18 protein-coding genes are annotated in these 21,021 nt (G+C 61.6%); 6 read left to right on the forward strand and 12 right to left on the reverse strand.

Annotated features, from left to right (window positions below):
* Positions 1-2 precede the first annotated feature (2 nt).
* Positions 3-3,167 carry an efflux RND transporter permease subunit EmhB gene (gene emhB, locus J3Q04_RS18780; protein ID WP_434562726.1) on the forward strand — a complete coding sequence of 1,055 codons (3,165 nt, stop codon included), beginning with the start codon at positions 3-5 and terminating at the stop codon, positions 3,165-3,167.
* A complete protein-coding gene (gene adeC, locus J3Q04_RS18785; protein WP_420766763.1) occupies positions 3,164-4,621 on the forward strand; it encodes an AdeC/AdeK/OprM family multidrug efflux complex outer membrane factor in 1,458 nt (485 codons plus the stop codon). The genes emhB and adeC overlap by 4 nt, the downstream gene beginning before the upstream one ends.
* 72 nt (positions 4,622-4,693) lie before the next feature.
* On the opposite strand, the gene J3Q04_RS18790 is transcribed toward adeC, so the two are convergent.
* Positions 4,694-5,050: a DUF6124 family protein gene (locus tag J3Q04_RS18790; RefSeq protein ID WP_434562724.1), complete on the reverse strand. Its 357-nt coding sequence runs from the start codon at positions 5,048-5,050 to the stop codon at positions 4,694-4,696.
* Positions 5,051-5,824: 774 nt separating this feature from the next.
* On the opposite strand from J3Q04_RS18790, the gene J3Q04_RS18795 reads away from it, so the two are divergent.
* A complete protein-coding gene (locus J3Q04_RS18795; protein ID WP_434610025.1) occupies positions 5,825-7,078 on the forward strand; it encodes an OprD family porin in 1,254 nt (417 codons plus the stop codon).
* 207 nt (positions 7,079-7,285) lie between these two features.
* Here J3Q04_RS18795 and pcaC read toward each other — a convergent pair whose 3' ends face one another.
* From pcaC to pcaR, 11 genes are all read right to left on the reverse strand, one after another.
* Positions 7,286-7,678 carry a 4-carboxymuconolactone decarboxylase gene (gene pcaC, locus J3Q04_RS18800; RefSeq protein WP_030142291.1) on the reverse strand — a complete coding sequence of 131 codons (393 nt, stop codon included), beginning with the start codon at positions 7,676-7,678 and terminating at the stop codon, positions 7,286-7,288.
* Between the two features lie 10 nt (positions 7,679-7,688).
* Positions 7,689-8,489: a 3-oxoadipate enol-lactonase gene (pcaD, locus tag J3Q04_RS18805; protein WP_434610023.1), complete on the reverse strand. Its 801-nt coding sequence runs from the start codon at positions 8,487-8,489 to the stop codon at positions 7,689-7,691.
* Between the two features lie 12 nt (positions 8,490-8,501).
* Positions 8,502-9,866 carry a 3-carboxy-cis,cis-muconate cycloisomerase gene (locus J3Q04_RS18810; RefSeq protein ID WP_434610021.1) on the reverse strand — a complete coding sequence of 455 codons (1,365 nt, stop codon included), beginning with the start codon at positions 9,864-9,866 and terminating at the stop codon, positions 8,502-8,504.
* Between the two features lie 135 nt (positions 9,867-10,001).
* Entirely contained in the window at positions 10,002-11,297 is a 1,296-nt protein-coding gene (locus J3Q04_RS18815) for an MFS family transporter (protein WP_434610019.1), read from the reverse strand.
* Between the two features lie 260 nt (positions 11,298-11,557).
* Positions 11,558-12,124 (reverse strand): protocatechuate 3,4-dioxygenase subunit alpha, encoded by a 567-nt coding sequence (pcaG, locus tag J3Q04_RS18820; RefSeq protein WP_420764443.1) that lies wholly within the window; start codon positions 12,122-12,124, stop codon positions 11,558-11,560.
* Position 12,125: 1 nt separating this feature from the next.
* Positions 12,126-12,830 (reverse strand): protocatechuate 3,4-dioxygenase subunit beta, encoded by a 705-nt coding sequence (pcaH, locus tag J3Q04_RS18825; RefSeq protein ID WP_420764442.1) that lies wholly within the window; start codon positions 12,828-12,830, stop codon positions 12,126-12,128.
* A gap of 36 nt (positions 12,831-12,866) precedes the next feature.
* Positions 12,867-14,072: a 3-oxoadipyl-CoA thiolase gene (gene pcaF / locus J3Q04_RS18830; protein ID WP_434611535.1), complete on the reverse strand. Its 1,206-nt coding sequence runs from the start codon at positions 14,070-14,072 to the stop codon at positions 12,867-12,869.
* Positions 14,069-14,848 carry a CoA-transferase subunit beta gene (locus J3Q04_RS18835; protein WP_434610016.1) on the reverse strand — a complete coding sequence of 260 codons (780 nt, stop codon included), beginning with the start codon at positions 14,846-14,848 and terminating at the stop codon, positions 14,069-14,071. The genes pcaF and J3Q04_RS18835 overlap by 4 nt, the downstream gene beginning before the upstream one ends.
* Positions 14,845-15,705 (reverse strand): CoA transferase subunit A, encoded by an 861-nt coding sequence (locus J3Q04_RS18840; RefSeq protein WP_420764440.1) that lies wholly within the window; start codon positions 15,703-15,705, stop codon positions 14,845-14,847. The genes J3Q04_RS18835 and J3Q04_RS18840 overlap by 4 nt, the downstream gene beginning before the upstream one ends.
* 294 nt (positions 15,706-15,999) lie before the next feature.
* A complete protein-coding gene (locus J3Q04_RS18845) occupies positions 16,000-17,346 on the reverse strand; it encodes an MFS transporter (protein WP_434562714.1) in 1,347 nt (448 codons plus the stop codon).
* Positions 17,347-17,455: 109 nt separating this feature from the next.
* Positions 17,456-18,298 (reverse strand): pca regulon transcriptional regulator PcaR, encoded by an 843-nt coding sequence (pcaR, locus tag J3Q04_RS18850; RefSeq protein ID WP_420764438.1) that lies wholly within the window; start codon positions 18,296-18,298, stop codon positions 17,456-17,458.
* 16 nt (positions 18,299-18,314) lie between these two features.
* Between pcaR and J3Q04_RS18855 the strand changes: the two genes are divergently transcribed.
* The 3 genes from J3Q04_RS18855 to J3Q04_RS18865 all read left to right on the forward strand — a co-directional run bounded on the left by J3Q04_RS18855 (position 18,315) and on the right by J3Q04_RS18865 (position 20,890).
* Complete coding sequence (locus J3Q04_RS18855) at positions 18,315-18,728, forward strand: hypothetical protein (RefSeq protein ID WP_434610013.1); 414 nt, start codon at positions 18,315-18,317, stop codon at positions 18,726-18,728.
* Between the two features lie 132 nt (positions 18,729-18,860).
* Entirely contained in the window at positions 18,861-19,061 is a 201-nt protein-coding gene (locus tag J3Q04_RS18860) for a hypothetical protein (protein ID WP_420764436.1), read from the forward strand.
* Positions 19,062-19,414: 353 nt separating this feature from the next.
* Positions 19,415-20,890 carry an inorganic phosphate transporter gene (locus J3Q04_RS18865; protein ID WP_420764435.1) on the forward strand — a complete coding sequence of 492 codons (1,476 nt, stop codon included), beginning with the start codon at positions 19,415-19,417 and terminating at the stop codon, positions 20,888-20,890.
* Positions 20,891-21,021 lie beyond the last annotated feature (131 nt).

Below are 21,021 nucleotides of genomic sequence, written 5' to 3' on the forward strand. Positions count from 1 at the left end.
CCATGTCGAAATTCTTTATCGACCGTCCGATCTTCGCCTGGGTGATCGCCCTGGTGATCATGCTGGTCGGCGCTTTGTCGATCCTCAAGTTGCCGATCAACCAGTACCCGAGCATCGCGCCGCCGGCCATTGCGATCCAGGTGACCTACCCAGGTGCTTCCGCACAAACCGTGCAAGACACTGTGGTGCAGGTCATCGAGCAGCAGCTCAACGGTATCGACAACCTGCGTTATGTGTCCTCGGAAAGTAACTCCGACGGCAGCATGACCATCACCGCGACCTTCGAGCAGGGCACCAGCTCCGATACCGCCCAGGTCCAGGTCCAGAACAAGCTGAACCTGGCCACCCCGCTGTTGCCGCAAGAAGTGCAGCAGCAAGGCATCCGCGTGACCAAGTCGGTGAAAAACTTCCTGATGGTGATCGGGGTGGTGTCGCGCGACGGCAGCATGACCAAGGACGATCTGTCCAACTACATCGTGTCCAACATGCAGGATCCGATCTCGCGCACTGCCGGTGTCGGCGACTTCCAGGTCTTCGGGGCCCAGTATGCGATGCGGATCTGGCTCGACCCGGCCAAGTTGAACAATTTCAGCCTGACCCCGGTGGACGTCAAAAACGCTATCGCCGCGCAAAACGTCCAGGTCTCGTCCGGCCAACTCGGCGGCTTGCCTGCCCTGCCCGGCCAGCAACTGAACGCGACCATTATCGGCAAGACCCGCTTGCAGACCGCCGAGCAATTCAAGGCGATCCTGCTGAAGGTCAACCCGGACGGCTCCCAAGTGCGCGTTGGCGATGTGGCCGACGTTGGCCTGGGCGGCGAGAACTACAGCATCAGCGCCCAGTTCAATGGCGCACCAGCGTCGGGCCTGGCGGTAAAACTGGCCAACGGTGCCAACGCACTCGACACGGCCAAAGCCCTGCGCAAGACCATTGACGACCTCAAGCCGTTCTTCCCCCAGGGCGTAGAAGTGGTGTTCCCATACGACACCACGCCGGTGGTGAGCGAGTCGATCAAGGGTGTGGTTGAAACCCTGGTCGAGGCGGTCGTGCTGGTGTTCCTGGTGATGTTCCTGTTCCTGCAGAACTTCCGAGCCACCATCATCACCACGATGACGGTGCCGGTGGTGTTGCTGGGTACCTTCGGGATTCTCGCGGCGGCCGGCTTCAGCATCAACACCCTGACCATGTTCGGCATGGTGCTGGCCATCGGCTTGCTGGTGGACGACGCCATCGTCGTGGTGGAAAACGTCGAACGGGTGATGAGCGAAGAAGGCCTGTCGCCCAAGGAAGCCACCAAGAAGTCCATGGGCCAGATCCAGGGCGCCCTGGTGGGTATCGCCCTGGTGCTTTCGGCGGTGCTGCTGCCGATGGCGTTCTTCAGCGGCTCCACCGGCGTGATCTACAAACAGTTCTCCATCACGATCGTCTCCGCGATGGCGCTGTCGGTGTTGGTCGCCCTGATCTTCACCCCGGCCCTGTGCGCCACCATGCTCAAGCCCATTCCGAAAGGCGAGCACGGCACGCCGAAACGCGGTTTCTTCGGCTGGTTCAACCGCACTTTCGACCGTGGCGTCAGGAGCTACGAGCGTGGCGTGGGCAACATGCTCCAGCGCAAGGCTCCGTATCTGCTCGCTTACGTGATCATTGTGGTCGGCATGGTCTGGCTGTTCACCCGCATCCCCACCGCGTTCCTGCCCGAAGAAGACCAGGGCGTGTTGTTTGCCCAGGTACAGACACCGGCCGGCTCCAGTGCCGAGCGCACCCAGGTGGTGGTCGACAAGATGCGCGAGTTCCTGCTGCGTCCAAGCAAGGACGGTGGTGAAGGCGATGCCGTGGCCTCGGTGTTTACCGTGACCGGCTTCAACTTCGCCGGTCGTGGCCAGAGCTCGGGCATGGCGTTCATCATGCTGAAACCGTGGGAGGAGCGTAACGCCGACAACAGCGTGTTCAAGCTCGCCGCTCGCGCCCAGCAGCATTTCTTTACCTTCCGTGACGCAATGGTGTTCGCCTTCGCCCCGCCAGCAGTGCTGGAATTGGGTAACGCCACCGGTTTCGACGTGTTCCTGCAGGACCGCGCCGGCATCGGCCACGACAAGCTGATGGAAGCTCGTAACCAGTTCCTGGGCATGGCGTCCCAGAGCAAGGTCTTGACCCAGGTCCGTCCGAACGGCCTGAACGACGAGCCGCAATACCAGCTCGAGATCGACGACGAGAAGGCCAGCGCGCTGGGCATCACCTTGGCCGATATCAACAACACCCTGTCGATCGCCCTGGGCAGTAGCTACGTGAACGACTTCATCGACCGTGGCCGGGTTAAAAAGGTCTACGTGCAAGGCCAGCCGGGCGCTCGCATGAGTCCGGAAGACCTGAAGAAGTGGTACGTGCGCAACAGCGCCGGGACCATGGTACCGTTCAGCGCCTTTGCCAAAGGCGAGTGGACCTATGGTTCGCCGAAACTCGCGCGCTACAACGGCGTGGAAGCGATGGAAGTCTTGGGTGCTCCGGCGCCGGGCTATTCCACCGGTGAAGCCATGGCCGAGGTCGAAGCCATCGCCAAGAAGTTGCCGGCCGGCGTCGGCATCTCCTGGACAGGCCTGTCGTACGAGGAACGCCTGTCGGGTTCCCAGGCCCCAGCCCTGTACGCGCTCTCGCTGCTGATGGTATTCCTCTGTCTGGCGGCACTGTATGAAAGCTGGTCGATTCCGATCGCCGTCATGCTCGTGGTGCCGTTGGGGATTATCGGTGCCCTGCTGGCCACCAGCCTGCGCGGTCTGTCCAATGACGTGTACTTCCAGGTGGGCTTGTTGACAACGATCGGCCTGGCGGCGAAAAACGCCATCCTGATCGTCGAGTTCGCCAAGGAACTCCACGAACAAGGCCGGACCCTGGTGGAAGCCGCCATCGAAGCCTGTAGGATGCGTCTGCGGCCCATCATCATGACGTCCCTGGCGTTCGTCCTCGGCGTCGTCCCGCTGGCGATTTCCACCGGCGCCGGTTCGGGCAGCCAGCACGCCATCGGTACCGGCGTGATCGGCGGTATGCTCACGGCCACCATCCTGGCAATCTTCTGGGTGCCATTGTTCTTCGTGACAGTGTCGTCGTTAGGTCGTCGCAAAAATGCCGACCAGGACAACACTCCTGAAACTTCTAAAGAGGCTGGCCAATGAGCAAGTCGCTACTCTCCCTGACCATCGCCGCGGTCGTGCTCAGCGGTTGCTCGCTGATCCCGGACTATCAGCGGCCCGAAGCTCCGGTCGCGGCGCAGTACCCGCAAGGCCCGGCCTACGAACCGGCCAACGCCCCCGGCCAGGCAGCCGCCGAGCAGGGCTGGAAGCAGTTTTTCCATGACCCTGCGCTGCAACAGCTGATCCAGGTTGCCCTGGAAAACAACCGCGACCTACGGGTCGCTGCGTTGAACATCGACGCCTACGCCGCGCAATACCGCATCCAGCGGGCGGACCTGCTCCCGGCGGTCTCGGCAACCGGCTCCGGCAGCCGCCAGCGCGTGCCGGCACGGGCTTCGCAGACCGGCGAAGCGGCCATCAGCAGTTCCTACTCCGCAACGCTGGGGATCAGCGCCTACGAGTTGGACCTGTTCGGTCGCGTCCGCAGCCTGAGCGAGCAAGCGTTGCAAAGCTACTTCGCCACCGAAGAAGCCCGTCGCAGCACCCAGATCAGCCTGGTGGCCAACGTCGCCAACGCCTATCTGACCTGGCAGGCGGACAAGGAACTGCTCAAGCTGACCCAGGACACCCTGGGCACCTACGAACAGAGCCTGAAGCTGACCTCGCGCAGCGCCGAAGTCGGCGTGGCCTCGGCCCTGGACCTGAGCCAGGCGCGCACCGCAGTGGAAAACGCCCGCGTGCAACTGGCTCGCTACACCCGCCAAGTGGCCCAGGATGAAAACAGCCTGACCCTGCTGCTGGGCACCGGCCTGCCGGCCAACCTGCGCACTCAACCGTTGAGCGATGACCTGCTCAGCGAAGTGCCGGCCGGGCTGCCGTCGGACCTGCTGCAACGTCGTCCGGACATTCTCCAGGCCGAACGCAACCTGCTCGCCGCCAATGCCAACATCGGCGCCGCACGGGCCGCGTTCTTCCCAAGCATCAGCCTTACGGCCAACGCCGGTACCCTGAGCCCTGACCTGTCCGGTCTGTTCAAGGGCGGTTCGGGCACCTGGACCTTCGCGCCGCAGATCAACCTGCCGATCTTCAACGCCGGCAGCCTGCGGGCGAGCCTGGATTACGCCAAGATCCAGAAAGACATCAACGTCGCGCAGTATGAGAAGTCGATTCAGACAGCGTTCCAGGAAGTCTCCGACGGCCTGGCCGCGCGCCAGACCTACAACGAACAGCTGCAGGCCCAGACCGACTTCGTCGCCGCCAACCAGGACTACTACCGCCTGGCCGAGCGTCGCTACCGCATCGGCGTCGACAGCAACCTGACCTTCCTCGACGCCCAACGCCAGTTGTTCAGCGCACAACAATCGCTGATCACCGACCGCCTTGCGCAACTGACCAGCGAGGTCAATTTGTACAAGGCTCTGGGTGGTGGCTGGAATGCCGAGACGGGCAAGCACGAACCGCTGGCGGAAAAAGCGCCGGAGACGAAGTTGTTCTGATTGATGTACTGAAAACAAAAAGCCCACCGAAAGGTGGGCTTTTTGTTGGGGCCTGTTTTTACAACGACAGGGTTAACGCGGGTCGACGATATCCAGCGCTCGACTGGCCAGCAACTCGCTCAAGTCAATCATCTGCGCAACGCCTAGCGCGACATGCCGTCGCGAGCCTCCCAGATCGAACGCCAGGTCGTTGAGCATGGCATTGGCCGAGGCCAGGGTTTCGCTGAGATTTGCCAGTAGACACTCGGTGTCGAGGGTATCGATGACGGTGAACACTTGGGTGGTTGAGGTCTTGGGCTTGGGGTCGGGAGTGGTGCCCAGATGGTAATTGAGTGCTCGGTCTGCGGCTTCTTGGAGTTTTTGTGGATCGGGGTCGTTGTAGGGGAAGGTGGATTCAGGCGTTGGGGGATTTGGTGTTTCTTTGATCATGATGGTGCTCCTAACGAAAATGAGAGCCGCCAGCATCACTTGCAGATGATAGGTGGCAGCTGTATGCGGGTCTGCAAGACCGAGTCGTTAGGCAACCTCGGCAGACTCGAAGGTCTCCCGCACACAGCCACCATAAAACGATGGCACCAAAGCGCCATGGATTATAGGGGCGCGGCTAGGCGCCTAACAAATTCGGCGGGCTTGCAGTCCCGATCGCTGAATTGGCAGCGACACGAAGAACCTAGAGATATCGCTTCCGAGCAGCAACCTTAAAATCTCGTCGGAAAAATCGTTGCGTCTGTCAGACCGGAACAAATCGTGTGGGAACGAGCTTGCTCGCGGGTGGCGGCCTGACGGTCGGCCCTGCTTTTGTTGGCTGGGTACATATCTATTTCTGCGGTAACGGCCGCTGGCGGTTCCGCCAGCGGCCGTTACCGCAGAAATAGATATGTACCTAGACAACAAAATCCCGACCGGCTGTCAGGCCGCCTTCGCGAGCAGGCTCGCTCCCACAGGCCCCTCATCCAGCCAACTAGTGCTTTTGCCGTTCGTTAATCGCCCAAAACCCGCCAATCGCAATTGAATCAATCCCAGCCAGCCCGTCACCATCGCCCACACAAAACCAATAACAACAGGTTCGACGCCATGTTCATGCGCCCCGCTTCTTCCGGCTGATACCCGGGCAATTCCCACAATCCGAACGCACCGTCCCGCCGCAGCCCAAAGGTTGCGGCAACAACTCGCTTCGTCCACAAAAAATAAGAGACAACGCCCATGAAGCCCACACAGCACTTGTTCCCCAGCCTCATTGCCGTCGCCCTGACCAGCACCGCCCTCCCCGTCCTGGCGGCGGAATCGGGGTTCGTCGAAGATGCCAAAGCCACGCTGAACCTGCGCAACTTCTATATCAACCGCAACTTCACCAACCCGGACAATGCCCAGGGCAAAGCCGAGGAATGGACCCAGAGTTTCATCCTCGACGCCAAGTCCGGCTTCACCCAGGGCACCGTCGGTTTCGGCGTTGACGTGCTGGGCCTGTACTCGGTCAAGCTCGACGGCGGTCGTGGCACGGCCGGCACCCAGCTGCTGCCGGTGCACGACGACGGCCGCCCGGCCGATGACTTCGGTCGCCTGGGCGTCGCCCTGAAGGCCAAGGTCTCGAAGACCGAATTGAAAGTCGGCGAGTGGATGCCAGTGTTGCCGATCCTGCGTTCCGACGATGGCCGTTCCCTGCCGCAAACCTTCCGTGGCGGCCAGGTGACCTCCACCGAAATCAACGGCCTGAGTCTCTACGGCGGCCAGTTCCGCGCCAACAGCCCGCGTAACGACGCGAGCATGGAAGACATGTCGATGAACGGCCGCGGTGCATTCACCTCCGACCGTTTCAATTTCGGTGGCGGCGAATACGCCTTCAACGAAAAACGCACCCAGGTCGGCGTCTGGTACGCGGAACTGTCCGACATCTACCACCAGCAGTATTTCAACCTGACCCACAGCCAGCCCATCGGCGACTGGACCCTGGGCGCCAACCTCGGTTACTTCACCGGCAAGGAAGACGGCAGCGCATTGGCCGGCGACCTTGACAACAAAACCGCCTTCGCCATGCTTTCCGCCAAATACGGCGGCAACACCTTCTACGTCGGCCTGCAGAAAGTCGGCGGCGACGATGCCTGGATGCGCGTCAACGGCACCAGCGGCGGCACCCTGGCGAACGACAGCTACAACTCCAGCTACGACAACGCCAGGGAAAAATCCTGGCAACTGCGCCACGACTTCAACTTCGCCGCCGTCGGCGTGCCGGGCCTGACCCTGATGAACCGCTACATCAGCGGTGACAACGTTCACACCGCCACGGTCGACGACGGCAAGGAATGGGGCCGGGAAAGTGAGCTGGCCTACACGGTGCAGAGCGGCGTGTTCAAGAGCCTCAACGTGAAATGGCGTAATTCGACGATGCGTAGGGACTTCAGTACCAATGAGTTCGATGAGAACCGGTTGATTGTCAGCTATCCGATCAGCCTGCTGTAAAAACCAAAGATGGATGGAGGCTGTACCACCGTCATCGCGAGCAGGCTCGCTCCCACAGGGGATTGGCGGTGTACGTAGATTCAATGGCCGCTGGAGATCATTGTGGGAGCGAGCTTGCTCGCGATGGCGTCATCACATCCAACATCGATGCAAGCTGACCCACCGCTTTCGCGAGCAGGCTCGCTCCCACAGGAATCGAGGTATGCCCTAACCCCGCGACTCGACACCCAGTTCATCCCAGACCGATTCGGCCAGATGGAAGGTGGCATTGGCCGCCGGAATGCCGCAATAAATCGCACTTTGCATGATCACTTCCTTGATCTCACTACGGCTGACCCCATTGTTGGCGGCGGCGCGCAGGTGCAGCTTGAGTTCTTCGTTGCGGTTCATGCCGATCAGCATGGCAATGGTGATCAGGCTGCGGGTATGGCGCGGCAGTCCCGGGCGGGTCCAGATGTCGCCCCAGGCGTGACGGGTGATCATCTCCTGGAATTCGCTGTTGAATTCGGTCAGGGCGTTGAGGCTGCGATCCACGTGGGCATCGCCCAGCACGGCGCGGCGCACTTGCATGCCTTCGTCGTAACGTTGTTTCTCGTCCACAAAAAACTCCTCAGGCCCGGCCAGAATCAAGCAGGAAATCCAGCACCCGCGCGCTGAACGCAGCGCCGGCCTGGACGTTGGACAAATGCGCGGCGCGGAACTCGGCGTATTCGGCCCCATTGACCCGCTCTTGTATAAAATGCCCACCGGACGGCGGTGTCACCGCATCCTCGGTGCCCGCCACAACCAACAACGGCACGCGGATCGACGCCAACTGCTCGCGGAAATCGGCGTCCCGCACCGCCGCGCAGTTTGCCGCATAACCCTGGGGCGAGGTGGCAGCCAGCATGTCGGTGATTTTCTTTACCGTCGCGGGGTGCGCCTCGGCGAAGTCCGGTGTAAACCAACGGCCAATCGACGCGTCACGCAAGGCCACCATCGCCGCCTGGCCGTCACGCAGCACGGTTTCGATGCGCGGGTTCCACACCGACGGGTCGCCGATCTTGGCCGCCGTGTTGCAGATGACCAGTTTGAACAATCGCTCGCCCGCGTTGATTCCCAGCCATTGGCCGATCAGCCCGCCCATGGACAATCCGCAGAAATGCACCTTGTCGATGCTCAAGGCATCAAGCATGGCCAGCACATCGCGCCCCAGCTGATCAATGCTGTAGGGGCCTTCGGTCACCAACGACTGACCATGACCACGCGTGTCGAAACGCAGCACGCGAAAGTGTTCGCTGAAAGCTTGGATCTGCTCGTCCCACATGTGCAGGTCGGTGCCCAGGGAGTTGGAAAGCACCAGAACCGGCGCGTCTTCCGGCCCGTCCAATCGATAATTCAGATCGCCCTCGGCGAGTTTGACGAATCCCACAACAATCTCCTTTCAGGCATTCAAGGCAAGGTGTTCGGCCACGGCTCGGGCGACCCAGGTCTGGGCTTGTCCAAGGTAGTGGGCCGGGTCGAGCAGATGATCGAGCTCGGTCGTGGATAGCTGCGCGGTGACCTGAGGTTCGTCCCCCAGCACTTCGCGCAGGTGCCGTTGTTCGGCCACGGCGCGCTTGCAGCATTGTTCGAGCAAATGATGCGCGGTGTCGCGCCCCACACGCTGGGCCAGGACGATGCTCACGGCCTCCGCCAGCACCAGCCCTTGGGTCAACTCCAGGTTACGGGCCATGCGCGACGGATCCACGTCCAGCCCGTCGGCCAGCAGCCGCGCCTGTTGCAGCGCGCCGGATACCAGGCAGCAGATCTCCGGCAGGGTTTCCCATTCGGCGTGCCACAGCCCCAGGCTGCGCTCATGTTCCTGGGGCATGGCGCTGAACAGCGTCGACAACAAGCCCGGCACGCGCGTCGCCGCGCCGATCAGCACGGCCGCGCCCACCGGGTTGCGTTTGTGGGGCATGGTGGACGAACCGCCCTTGCCCGGCGCCGAGGGTTCGAACGCTTCGCCGGCTTCGGTTTGCATCAACAGACTGATGTCACGCCCCAACTTGCCCAGGCTGCCGGCGATCAGGCCCAGCACCGAACCGAACTCCACCAGGCGATCGCGCTGGGTGTGCCACGGCTGCTCCGGCAGGTTCAATTGCAGCTCGGCGGCCAACGCCTCTGCGACTGGCAGCGCGTGCTCACCCAAGGCAGCGAGCGTCCCGGAAGCGCCGCCGAATTGCAGCACCAGCAGGCGCGGCTTGAGCTCGCGCAAGCGTTGGCGACTGCGGGTGATCGCCCCCAGCCAACCGGCGACCTTCATGCCCAGGGTCACCGGCGTGGCGTGTTGCAACCACGTACGCCCGGCCAACGGCGTCGCGGCGTAGCGTTCGGCTTGTCGGGCCAGGCTGTCGGCCAGTTGCGCCAGTTCGTTTTCGATCAGCCCAAGCGCCTGGCGCAGCTGCACCACCAGACCGCTGTCCATCACGTCCTGGCTGGTGGCACCCAAATGCACGTACCGCTCAGCTTCCAGGCTCTGGGTGGCGATGCGCTTGCCCAACGCCTTGACCAGCGGGATCGCCGAATTGCCGGCACTGGCGATCGCTTCGCTCAACGCGCCGAAATCGTACAGGTGGGCGTGGCAGGCGTTCTCGATCGGCGCCACCGCCTCGTGGGGGATCAGCCCCACTCGCGCCTCGGCCCGGGCCAGTGCCGCTTCGACGTCCAGCATGGCCTGCACCCGCCCCGCATCGCAGAACACGTCGCGCATGTCGCGGGCGGTGAAGTAGGCATCGAAGAGCTGATTGCCCGGTCGTTCGCTCATAAACATTCCTTGAGAAAATAGATGCAGTTATGGCGAGGGAGCTTGCTCCCGCTTGAGTGCGAAGCGCTCACAAGAGAGGGCTGCCGCGCAGCCCAGCGGGGATAAATCCCCTCGCCACAATGAATCAAGCAAGCCTTAAAGATCGTGATGCAAATACGCCGGCTGCTTGGGCAGGCGCAGGCTGAACAGGAACGCCACTACCATCATCACCGTGACATACCAATAAAAGGCGTTCTCCATGCCCTGGGCCTTCAGGCTCAAGGCGACGTATTCGGCCGAACCGCCAAAAATCGCATTCGCCACCGCATACGCCAACCCTACTCCCAGCGCGCGCACTTCCGGTGGAAACATTTCAGCCTTCACCAAACCGCTGATGGAGGTGTAGAAGCTGACGATCGCCAACGCCAACGTGATCAGGACAAATGCCAGGAACGGGCTGCTGATGCTTTTGAGTGTCAGCAGGATCGGCACCGTGCACAGCGCCCCAAGGCCACCGAACCAGAGCATGGAGTTACGCCGGCCAATCTTGTCCGCCAGCATGCCGAACAGCGGTTGCATGCACATGTAGAGGAACAGCGCGCCGGTCATGATGTAGCTGGCGGTCTTGGCGTGCAGCCCGGCGGTGTTCACCAGGTATTTCTGCATATACGTGGTGAAGGTGTAGAAAATCAGCGAACCACCGGCGGTGTAGCCCAGTACGGTAATGAAGGCGGCCTTGTGGCTGCGAAACAGTGCTGCGATGCTGCCGGCGTCCTTGTTTTCGCGCATTTCCTTGCTGCTGGTTTCCTTCAGTGAGCGGCGCAGGAACAGGGAAATCATTGCCGCCACGGCGCCGACCACGAACGGAATCCGCCAGCCCCAGGCGCGCAGTTCATCTTCGTTGAGAAACTGCTGCAGGATCACCACCAGAGACACCGCCAGCAGCTGCCCGCCGATCAGCGTCACGTACTGGAACGACGCAAAGAAGCCGCGCTGGCCTTTCAGGGCGACTTCGCTCATGTAGGTGGCGGTGGTGCCATACTCGCCGCCCACCGACAGGCCTTGCAGCAGACGGGCGAGCAACAGCAGCACCGGCGCCCAGACGCCGATGTCCTTGTAGGTGGGCAGGCAGGCGATGAGCAACGAGCCGAAGCACATCATCAGCACCGAGATCATCATCGAATTCTTGCGCCCGTGACGGTCCGCCACCCGGCCGAAAATCCAACCGCCGATCGGCCGCATCAGGAACCCGGCGGCGAATACACCGGCGGTGTTGACCAGTTGCACGGTGGGGTTGTCCGACGGAAAGAATGCCGGCGCGAAGTAAATGGCGCAAAAGGCATAGACATAGAAGTCGAACCATTCGACCAGGTTGCCGGATGAGGCACCGACGATGGCGAAGATACGCTTGCTGCGCTCTTCACCGGTGTAGTGGCTGGTTGGGGTGGTCATGATTTTTCACTCGTTGGGGACTGACGACGTCTAGACACACTTCGTAACAGTCCCGTTCCACAAACAGTGTTTTATGCAGTAGCGCCTGTACCGACGCTATTGCGAGCAAGCTCGCTCCCACAGGGCTTGCATCACACCCGTGGCGAGGGAGCTTGCTCCCGCTCGGCTGCGAAGCAGTCGCAAACCAGGCAGCGCGATTGGTCTGACGAAATGCGTCGCAAGCCAGCGGGAGCGAACTCCCTCGCCACCGAGATTTTCACTCAGTAATCGAAGAACACCGTTTCGGCATCCGTGCCCTGCAGGATCACGTTCCACTGGTACACCCCCGACGCATCGGGCTTGGCCACGAGGGTGCCGCGTCGTTCCTGCGGCACGCAGGCCAGCAGCGGGTCGGCTTCGTTACCGGGTTCATCGTCAAAATAGATCCGCGTCAGTAGATGCTTGACCAGCCCACGGGCGAACACCAACACCACCAGGTGCGGGGCTTGGGTCGTGCCGCCCAGCCCCGGCACGGTGCCGGGCTTGATGGTGGTGAAACGAAAACGTCCCTCGGCATCCACCGGTACCCGACCAAAACCGTCGAAATGCGGGTCGAGGGGTTTGTCCTGGTCGTCTTCCGGGTGGGCGTACTTGCCGGCCGCGTTGGCCTGCCAGACTTCCAGCATCGCGTCGTTGACGAACTGACCATTGCCATCGACCACCTGCCCGGTGATCGCCACCCTTTGGCCGAGGGTCTGCTCGTCGGTCAGGTCTTCGCGGTTCAGCCAGGTCAGGCCGATGTGGTAGTAAGGCCCGACGGTGTGGGACGTAGTGGCGTTGAGCGTCATCTTATTTCTCCATCGGCGTGGCATCGCGGCCGCGCAAGACGATGTCCCAGCGATAACCGAGGGCGTAGTGAGGGACGGTTTTTTCCAGGTCGAACCGGGCGATCAAGCGTTCCTTGGCACTGGTGTCCGGCACGCAGTTATAGATCGGGTCGTATTCCAGCAACGGGTCGCCGGGGAAATACATCTGCGTCACTAGGCGCGTCAGGATGCTCGGCCCGAACAGTGAGAAGTGGATATGCGCCGGGCGCCAGGCGTTGTGGTGATTGCCCCACGGGTAGGCGCCGGGCTTGATGGTCTGGAATTGATACCAACCGTCGGCGTCGGTGACGGTGCGACCGGTGCCGGTGAAGTTCGGGTCCAGCGGCGCGTCATGGTTGTCACGGTCGTGGTTGTAGCGTCCGGCGGCGTTGGCCTGCCAGATCTCCACGAGAACGCCCGGCACCGGCTCGCCGTGCTCATCCAGCACGCGCCCATGAATGATGATCCGCTCGCCGAGCGGCTCGCCAGTGTGCTGGGCGGTCAGGTCGTGGTCCTTCTCCTGGATGCGATCTGCGCCCACAGTCGGGCCGGTGATTTCCGACAGCGAATGAGGCAGATACACCAAAGGTTTCGACGGCGAACGCAGGTTGGTGGACTGGTACGACGGGTGCAGGTATTCCGGCTGGGTGCCCACTTGAGGGCGGCGGTAACCAGGCTTGTCAGTCATGAAGCATTCCTCGGTTTCTTATTAGTGAAACGACCGTCAGACGCGTTCGATCGCCAGCGCCAGACCTTGGCCGACCCCAACACACATGGTCGCCAGGCCTTTCTTGCCGCCGGTCTTTTCCAGATGATGTAACGCGGTCAGCACCAACCGTGCCCCGCTCATGCCCAGCGGGTGGCCCAGGGCGATGGCGCCACCGTTCGGGTTGACTTGCGGCGCATCGTCCGCCAGCCCCAAGTCCCGAAGTACCGCCAAGCCTTGGCTGGCAAAGGCTTCGTTAAGCTCGATCACGTCAAAATCGGCGACGGCCATTCCCAGGCGCTCGGTGAGCTTGCGCACCGCTGGCACCGGGCCGATGCCCATCACCCGGGGCGCCACCCCGGCACTGGCCATGCCCAGCACTTTGCCCCGAGGCGTCAGGCCATGTTTTTTAACCGCCTCTGCAGACGCCAGGATCATCGCGGCCGCGCCGTCATTCACACCCGAGGCGTTGCCGGCGGTGACGGTTTTGTCCGCGCCGTTGACCGGCTTGAGCTTGCTCAGGGTCTCCAGCGTGGTGTCAGCCCGTGGATGCTCGTCCTGCTCGACCACGGTTTCACCTTTTTTGTGGGCGATGCGCACCGGCACGATTTCCTCGGCAAAAAAACCGGCCGCCTGGGCCGCTGCCGCCCGCTGCTGGCTGCGCACGGCGAAGGCGTCCTGGTCGGCGCGGGAGACAACATGGTCGTCGGCCACGTTATCCGCCGTCTGCGGCATCGCGTCCACGCCGTACTGGGCTTTCATCAAAGGGTTGATGAAGCGCCAGCCGATGGTGGTGTCTTCCAGTTTCATGTTGCGGGAAAACGCCGCGTCGGCCTTGCCCATCACGAACGGCGCACGGGACATCGACTCCACGCCGCCAGCAATCGCCAGTTCCATCTCGCCGCTGGCGATGGCGCGGAACGCGGTCCCGATAGCATCCATGCCCGAAGCGCAGAGGCGGTTGAGGGTCACGCCAGGAACACTTTCAGGGAGGCCCGCCAACAGCAGCGCCATGCGCGCGACGTTGCGGTTGTCCTCGCCGGCCTGGTTGGCGCAGCCGAGGAATACCTCGTCCACTGCATTCCAGTCCACGGATGGGTTGCGCTCCATCAATGCCTTGATCGGCACGGCCGCCAGATCATCGGCACGCACGGCGGCCAGGCTGCCGCCGAACCGGCCGATGGGGGTTCGAATCGCATCACAGATAAAAACGTCGCGCATCAGGCTTCTCCCGGTGTCTGCCCGTGGGCCGCCGCAGTGCGGGCCTCAAGGTCACGCAGTGCGCGCAGCTCCACCTCGGTCGGCTCGGCGGTGGTCTGCACCTGGTCAGCGAAGCGGATCGCCCACCCGGTGGCCGCGATCACTTGCTCGCGAGTCACGCCAGGGTGCAGCGAGGTGACCACGAATTCATGACTGCCGGCTTCCGGCTCCATGATGCACAGGTCAGTGATAATCCCCACCGGCCCGGCACCCGGCAAGCCAAGGCGCTTGCGCGAATCGCCACCTTCGCCGTGACCGACCGAGGTGATGAAATCCAGCTTGTCGACAAACGAACGGGCCGACTGCTTGAGGATGATCAGCACACTCTCGGCGGAACCGGCAATTTCCGGCGCGCCACCCGCGCCGGGCAGGCGGACTTTCGGCTGATGGTAGTCACCCACCACCGTGGTGTTGATATTGCCGAAACGGTCGACCTGGGCCGCACCGAGGAAACCGACGTCGATACGCCCCCCTTGCAGCCAGTAGCGGAAAATCTCACCGGTCGGTACGACAGTGTCCGCGGTTTCCGCCAGCTCACCGTCGCCGATGGACAGCGGCAATACGCTGGGCTTGGCACCGATCGGACCGGACTCGTAGATCAGCACTACATCGGGTGACGAAGTCAGCCGTGCCAGATTGGCCGCTTTCGACGGCAAACCGATGCCCACGAAGCACACGGCATTGTTCTTCAACCGCCGCGCCGCCGCGACCGTCATCATCTCATTGGTGGAATAGGTCATGGTTTCACCTGCGAAGCGGCTGCGAGCCGGGCCTGGAATTCACTGAAATCCTGGGTGCCGCGAATGTATTCGTCGATCCAAGCGCTAAACGTATCGCGATCCCGGGCGATGGGGTCCCACGCTTGGTAGAAACGATTATCTCGCTCGGTATAACCGTGGGCGTAGGACGGATGGGCGCCGCCGGGCACATGGCACACGGCGCTCAACGCCCAGGTCGGCAGCACGCAGGCGTTCATCGGCGCATTCAGGTCATCGACGATTTCTTCCACGGTGACGATGCAGCGCTTGGCGGCCAGGGCGGCTTCTTTCTGCACGCCGAGGATGCCCCACAGCAGCACGTTTCCTTTGCGGTCGGCTTTCTGAGCGTGGATCACCGTGACGTCCGGGCGCACCGAAGGCACGGCGGCCAACACCTCACCGGTAAAGGGACAGGTCACGCTCTTGATGAGCGGGTTGACCTTCGGCAGGTCGGAACCCGCGTAGGCCCGCAGCACCGCGAACGGTAGGCCGGAGGCACCGGCAACGTAGGCATTGGCCAGGTCTGCGTGGCTGTGCTCCTCGATTTCCAGCGGATGCGGCCATTGCTTTTCCACTGCGTCACGCAACCGGTGCAACGAGCCCACGCCAGGGTTGCCGCCCCAGGAGAAAATCAGCTTGCGAGCACAACCGGCTCCGATCAACTGGTCATAGATCAGGTCGGGCGTCATGCGCACCAGCGTCAGGTCTTTCTTGCCCTGACGGATGATTTCATGACCCGCCGCTGTCGGGATCAAGTGGGTGAAGCCTTCGAGCGCGACGGTATCGCCGTCGTTGACGAACTGCTTCACCGCATCGTGCAGCGAAAGGATTTCAGCCATGGGGCAGGCTCCCGTTTTCCAGTAGACCGACATGAATAAGGCGCGAGATTAGGCGCCGGAATGACTGAAGATTAAGCTTCGGGATGAGGGCAAAACAATCCGATAATCGACAGAGCGTTCGTTTATCGAACAGATTGTTGCTTGGCTATCTATTTATCAGGACACAGCAAATTCCCTGTGGGAGCGAGCTCGCTCGCGATAGCGACGTATCAACTTGCATCAATGTTGACTGACCCACCGCCATCGCGAGCAAGCGCGCTCCCACAGGTCTTTTACAGGCTCAAACTCTATGGCTCAGGTTGCGTCCGCATGGCTGACCATGCCCTTGATCACCACTGCCACGGTCGCCAGGGCCGCCGGGATCACCAACGCGGTCAGGACCTGTTCGAAGTTCCAGCCCAGCCCCAGCAGGGTCGCGCCCATCCAGGCCCCGAGAATCGCCCCGAAGCGACCTATGCCCAGCATCCAGGAAACACCGGTGGCCCGGCCCTGGGTCGGGTAGAAGCGCGCCGCCAGGGACGGCATCGCCGATTGGGCGCCGTTGACGCACATGCCCGCCACCAGCACCAAGGTGGCAAGCAGGGTGATGTTGCCCAGACTCTGCCCTACCGCATAGGCAAACAGCCCTGCCAACAGATAGAAAATGCCGATGACCTTGTGCGGATTGAACCGATCCATCGCCCAGCCCACGCCAACGGCGCTCAATACCCCACCGAACTGGAACAGCGCGCCGATGAACGCCGCCTGCTCCATGCTCGCGCCGCTGTCACGCATCAGGGTCGGCAACCAACTGGTCAGGAGATAAACGATCACCAGGCCCATGAAATACGTTAGCCACAGCAACAAAGTGCCGGCGCTGTAAGTGCCCGAGAAAATCACCGCCAGCACGTTGCGCGCCTTCACGGTTGTCTGCTCCGGCACGCTGAAGCTGGACGCCTGGGCGATAGTCGTTGGGTCAATCGGCGCCAGGGTCTTGCGCACTTTGTCGGTGCCACGGTTACGCACAACCAGGTAACGCGCGGACTCCGGCAACCAGAACACCAGCACGACCGCGAGTATCAGCGGCAGAACGCCGCCAATCAGCAGGAGGCTGTGCCAGCCAAATGCCGGGATCAACTTGGCCGAGATGAACCCGCCGCCGGCCATGCCGAGGTTGAAGCCACAGAACATGCTGGTCACCAGCAGGGATTTCTTGCGCTCCGGGGTGTATTCCGACAGCAGAGTGGTGGCGTTCGGCATGCCGGCGCCCAATCCCAGGCCGGTCAGGAAGCGCAGCACCAGCAATTGATCGACATTGGTACAGAACGCCGAGGCCAGGCTGAACGCGCCAAACAACACGACCGCGCCGACCAATACGAGTTTTCGTCCAAAGCGATCGGCCAACGGGCCGGAGCCCAGGGCGCCGAAGACCATGCCGATCAGCGCGGCACTCATGACCGGGCCAAGGCTGGCCCGGTCGATGCCCCAATCCTGGGACAAGGCCGGCGCGATGAAACCCATGGCCGCGGTATCGAGGCCATCAAGGAAAACGATCAGGAAACAGAGAATGACCACGCGCCACTGATAGCGTGAGATCGGTTGAGCGTTGATGAAGGACTGCACATCGAGGCAGGTGCCTACGGAAGTCTGGGGCTGATTCATTTTATTTTTATTCCACGCAAGAGACGCCAGATGACGCTGCGCGACATTAATGAGGCCGGGCAAATACCGTCAATTCATCGCAGCCGAGTGTGTGCGTTTATCGAACAGCTTAAGAAAACAACTGTGCGCTCAAGTCGCGGCTGGCCCCCAGCAGACCTGGCAGGAAACGTTGCTCCAACTCATTGCGGCTGACCCGCCCGGCATGCGTGCTGACATTCAGGGCCGCGACTACTTGACCCGACGCGTCATAGACCGGCACGGCAATTGAGCGCAGCCCCTGCTCCAACTCCTGATCGACGATGCACCACCCTTGCTGCCGGACCTGATGCAAGCATTCAAGCAGCGCCTCGGGCGTATGCAGGGTCCTGCTGGTCTTGGCCTGAAGGTCGGCATGGTCGAGGTAATCTCGCAGCGAAGCGTCGTCCAGGGCCGCCAGCAGGATCCTGCCCATGGACGTGCAATACGCCGGCAGGCGGCCGCCGACGGACAGGTCCACGGAAATCAGCCGCTGGGTGGTCGCCGACCGGGCGATGTAGAGGATATCGTCGCCTTCGAGCGTGGCCATGTTGCAGGCCTCGTGCAGCTGTTCGCTCATGCGGTCCAGATAAGGCTGGGCGGACACGGCCAGCGGCGTCGATGACAAATAGGCGTGGCCCAGCGTCAGCACTTTGGGCAGCAACGAATAGGTACGCCCATCGGTGGTCGCATAGCCGAGCTTGATCAAGGTATACAGGCAACGGCGGACGGCGGCGCGGGGGATTTCCGTGCGATGGCTGATCTGCGCGATGGTCAGGTGCCGCTTGCGCTCCTGGAAAGCCTGGACCACGGCAAGGCCCCGGGCCAGCGAGGTCATGAAATCCGGGTCACCCGTCATGGCCTGGATCCGCTTGGCCGGCGAGGCGACGATCGGTGGCGCGACTGACGTAAAGGCATTGCGCAATTGGTCGTTCATGTCAGGTCCTCGGAAATTGACGACTATTACAAGCGGCTGCCCGGCCGACAGACAAGCACCTGGCGATCAAGACCGTTCGATTATCGAACTGGCGACCGATAATCGCAATCCATGCATCAGCTCTTCATCTGGCCATGCTCCTGATATCGCCCACTCGGGTATGGAAATAACAAAGATGGGCCGTGACGGGTTGCAACAAACGAGGCTCAATATTGAACTTGTGGTACGTCTTGAAACTCTGTTGACACAACTTGCACATACAAACATTGGTTCACACAAGGCAACCGAACGTTTTAACTTTAGCGATAGTGTTATTCAGATGGACCGCTATAATGCGCTCAGTGACGGCGCGGCCAATCGGCCAGTCCCCGTCCGCGGGCACGACAGTTCTAACTGTCATGTCGGCAACCGGTGCGTGAAGCATCGATGACCGCTTCCTCTGTGTCGGCAATAACCCGAAGCCCTGATGCTACGTCAGCTGTCAGCTCTGGTGCCGTGGCCGTCTGCATGACTGCATGCAGTGCGTATCACCAGATTAATTTTCAATTCATTAGGTAATACTGTGACGAAAGAAGAACTGCGCGCGGAACTTGAGCGCCAGGAACAACGTTACAAGGAAGTCTACGGCGGGGAAATCACCACCTACGCCGCGCAACCCGAACCGGAACGCAAACCTTGGCGCAAACGCGCCACCGTCCAGGACCAGGCTTTCAGCCAGGAACTTCAAAAGATGGAAAAAGAGCTCAAGTCCGAAGAAGGATGACGTCGCGCACTTGATGTTGTTACGGGCCGTGTCCGGTCGCCACCCAGGCCGGACACGGCAGCGGACGCCCGCCAAAAGCGGGCCGCTTCAACTCACCAGCCATCGGTCGGGTAACCGTAACGACTGCTCGTCCTTCAGATTTTTTTTTCCGACGATCCCGGCGCGAGGCGAACACGCCAACAGAGCTTTCATCCTTGTAAACAAAGGCTTGCAGCCTCGTGGCGCCCCTCGAAAAAGACAGCCTGCACCCCGGTCGCTTAGCAGAAGATTGTTACCGATGAGCAGGCAATGCATCGATTTGCGAGGTTTTCTGGCATAATCGCGCCCCCTTATGACCGGGTCAGAAAACCTTCATGATCGATTTATTCAGCGGACTGGATGCTTGGGTGCTCGTGAGCCTCTTGCTCGCCCTGGCTTTTGTCCTCGCCTTCGAGTTCATCAACGGCTTTCATGACACCGCTAACGCGGTTGCCACTGTTATCTACACCAAAGCCATGCCGCCTCACCTGGCGGTGTTCTTTTCCGGTGTGTTCAATTTCCTCGGCGTGTTGCTGGGCGGTGTGGGGGTGGCGTATGCCATCGTGCACTTGCTGCCCGTGGAACTGTTGATCAACGTGAACACCGGCCACGGGTTGGCCATGGTGTTCTCACTGCTTGCGGCGGCCATCACCTGGAACCTGGGCACGTGGTACTTCGGTATCCCGGCTTCCAGCTCCCACACCCTGATCGGCTCGATCCTTGGCGTCGGCCTGGCCAACGCATTGATCAATGACATTGCGCTGCGCGATGGCGTGAATTGGCAGAAGGCAATCGACATCGGTGCTTCCCTGGTGTTCTCGCCCATGGCCGGCTTCCTGATCGCCGCCCTGGTGTTGATCGGCCTGAAATGGTGGCGTCCGTTGTCGAAGATGCACAAGACGCCGGAACAGCGCCGCAAGATCGACGACAAGAAACACCCGCCATTCTGGAACCGCCTGGTGCTGGTGATTTCCGCCATGGCCGTCAGCTTCGTCCACGGTTCCAACGACGGCCAGAAAGGCATCGGCCTGATCATGCTGGTGCTGATCGGGATCGTCCCCGCGCAGTTCGTACTCGACCTGAACAGCACGACCTACCAGATCGAGCGTACCCGCGACGCGACCCTGCACTTGAGCCAGTTCTACAAGCGCAACAGTGAATCCCTCGGCGAATTCCTGGCCTTGGGCAAGAGTGTCGAAGGCGATCTGCCGGAGAAATTCCGTTGCAACCCGCAACAGACCGAACCGACCATCAACGCGCTGCTCGATACGCTCAAAGGCGTGGCGGACTACCACTCGCTGCCTTCGGAAAGCCGTATCGAAGTGCGTCGCTACCTGCTCTGCCTGGACGACACGGCGAAAAAGGTCGGCAAGCTGCCGGGTTTGGCGGCTCGTGAGAAAGACGACCTGAACAAGCTGCGCAAGGACCTGACCGCGACCACCGAATACGCGCCGTTCTGGGTGATCCTGGCGGTTGCCCTGGCGCTGGGCCTGGGCACCATGGTTGGCTGGAAACGCGTGGTTCTGACCATCGGCGAGAAGATCGGCAAGCAAGGCATGACCTATGCCCAAGGCATGTCGGCCCAGATCACCACCGCTTGCATGATTGGCGCGGCGAACGTCTTCAGCCTGCCGGTTTCCACCACCCATGTACTGTCTTCCGGCGTGGCGGGCACCATGGTCGCCAACAAGAGCGGCCTGCAAGGCGGCACGGTGAAGACCATCCTGCTGGCCTGGGTGCTGACCTTGCCGGCAACGGTGGCCCTGTCGGCGGCGCTGTTCTGGCTGGCGTCCAAGGCCATCAGCGGCTGAGTCTCTGGCAGTTATGAAAAAAGGTGCGTTCCTTGCGGTTCGCACCTTTTTTCATGCCCAGCCACCTGTGGGAGCGAGCTTGCTCGCGATGGCGGTGGGTTAGCCAACACAGGTATCTACAGGCATACCGC

The sequence above is a fragment of the Pseudomonas sp. D4-21 genome (assembly GCF_051132125.1).
GTDB lineage: Bacteria > Pseudomonadota > Gammaproteobacteria > Pseudomonadales > Pseudomonadaceae > Aquipseudomonas.

Coding starts and splice junctions, on each gene's coding strand:
- emhB (WP_434562726.1), top strand. CDS start 3: ATGTCGAAATTCTTTATCGACCGTCCGATCTTCGCCTGGGTGATCGCC.
- adeC (WP_420766763.1), top strand. CDS start 3,164: ATGAGCAAGTCGCTACTCTCCCTGACCATCGCCGCGGTCGTGCTCAGC.
- J3Q04_RS18790 (WP_434562724.1), bottom strand. CDS start 5,050: ATGATCAAAGAAACACCAAATCCCCCAACGCCTGAATCCACCTTCCCC.
- J3Q04_RS18795 (WP_434610025.1), top strand. CDS start 5,825: ATGAAGCCCACACAGCACTTGTTCCCCAGCCTCATTGCCGTCGCCCTG.
- J3Q04_RS18810 (WP_434610021.1), bottom strand. CDS start 9,866: ATGAGCGAACGACCGGGCAATCAGCTCTTCGATGCCTACTTCACCGCC.
- J3Q04_RS18815 (WP_434610019.1), bottom strand. CDS start 11,297: ATGACCACCCCAACCAGCCACTACACCGGTGAAGAGCGCAGCAAGCGT.
- pcaG (WP_420764443.1), bottom strand. CDS start 12,124: ATGACGCTCAACGCCACTACGTCCCACACCGTCGGGCCTTACTACCAC.
- pcaH (WP_420764442.1), bottom strand. CDS start 12,830: ATGACTGACAAGCCTGGTTACCGCCGCCCTCAAGTGGGCACCCAGCCG.
- J3Q04_RS18835 (WP_434610016.1), bottom strand. CDS start 14,848: ATGACCTATTCCACCAATGAGATGATGACGGTCGCGGCGGCGCGGCGG.
- J3Q04_RS18840 (WP_420764440.1), bottom strand. CDS start 15,705: ATGGCTGAAATCCTTTCGCTGCACGATGCGGTGAAGCAGTTCGTCAAC.
- J3Q04_RS18845 (WP_434562714.1), bottom strand. CDS start 17,346: ATGAATCAGCCCCAGACTTCCGTAGGCACCTGCCTCGATGTGCAGTCC.
- pcaR (WP_420764438.1), bottom strand. CDS start 18,298: ATGAACGACCAATTGCGCAATGCCTTTACGTCAGTCGCGCCACCGATC.
- J3Q04_RS18865 (WP_420764435.1), top strand. CDS start 19,415: ATGATCGATTTATTCAGCGGACTGGATGCTTGGGTGCTCGTGAGCCTC.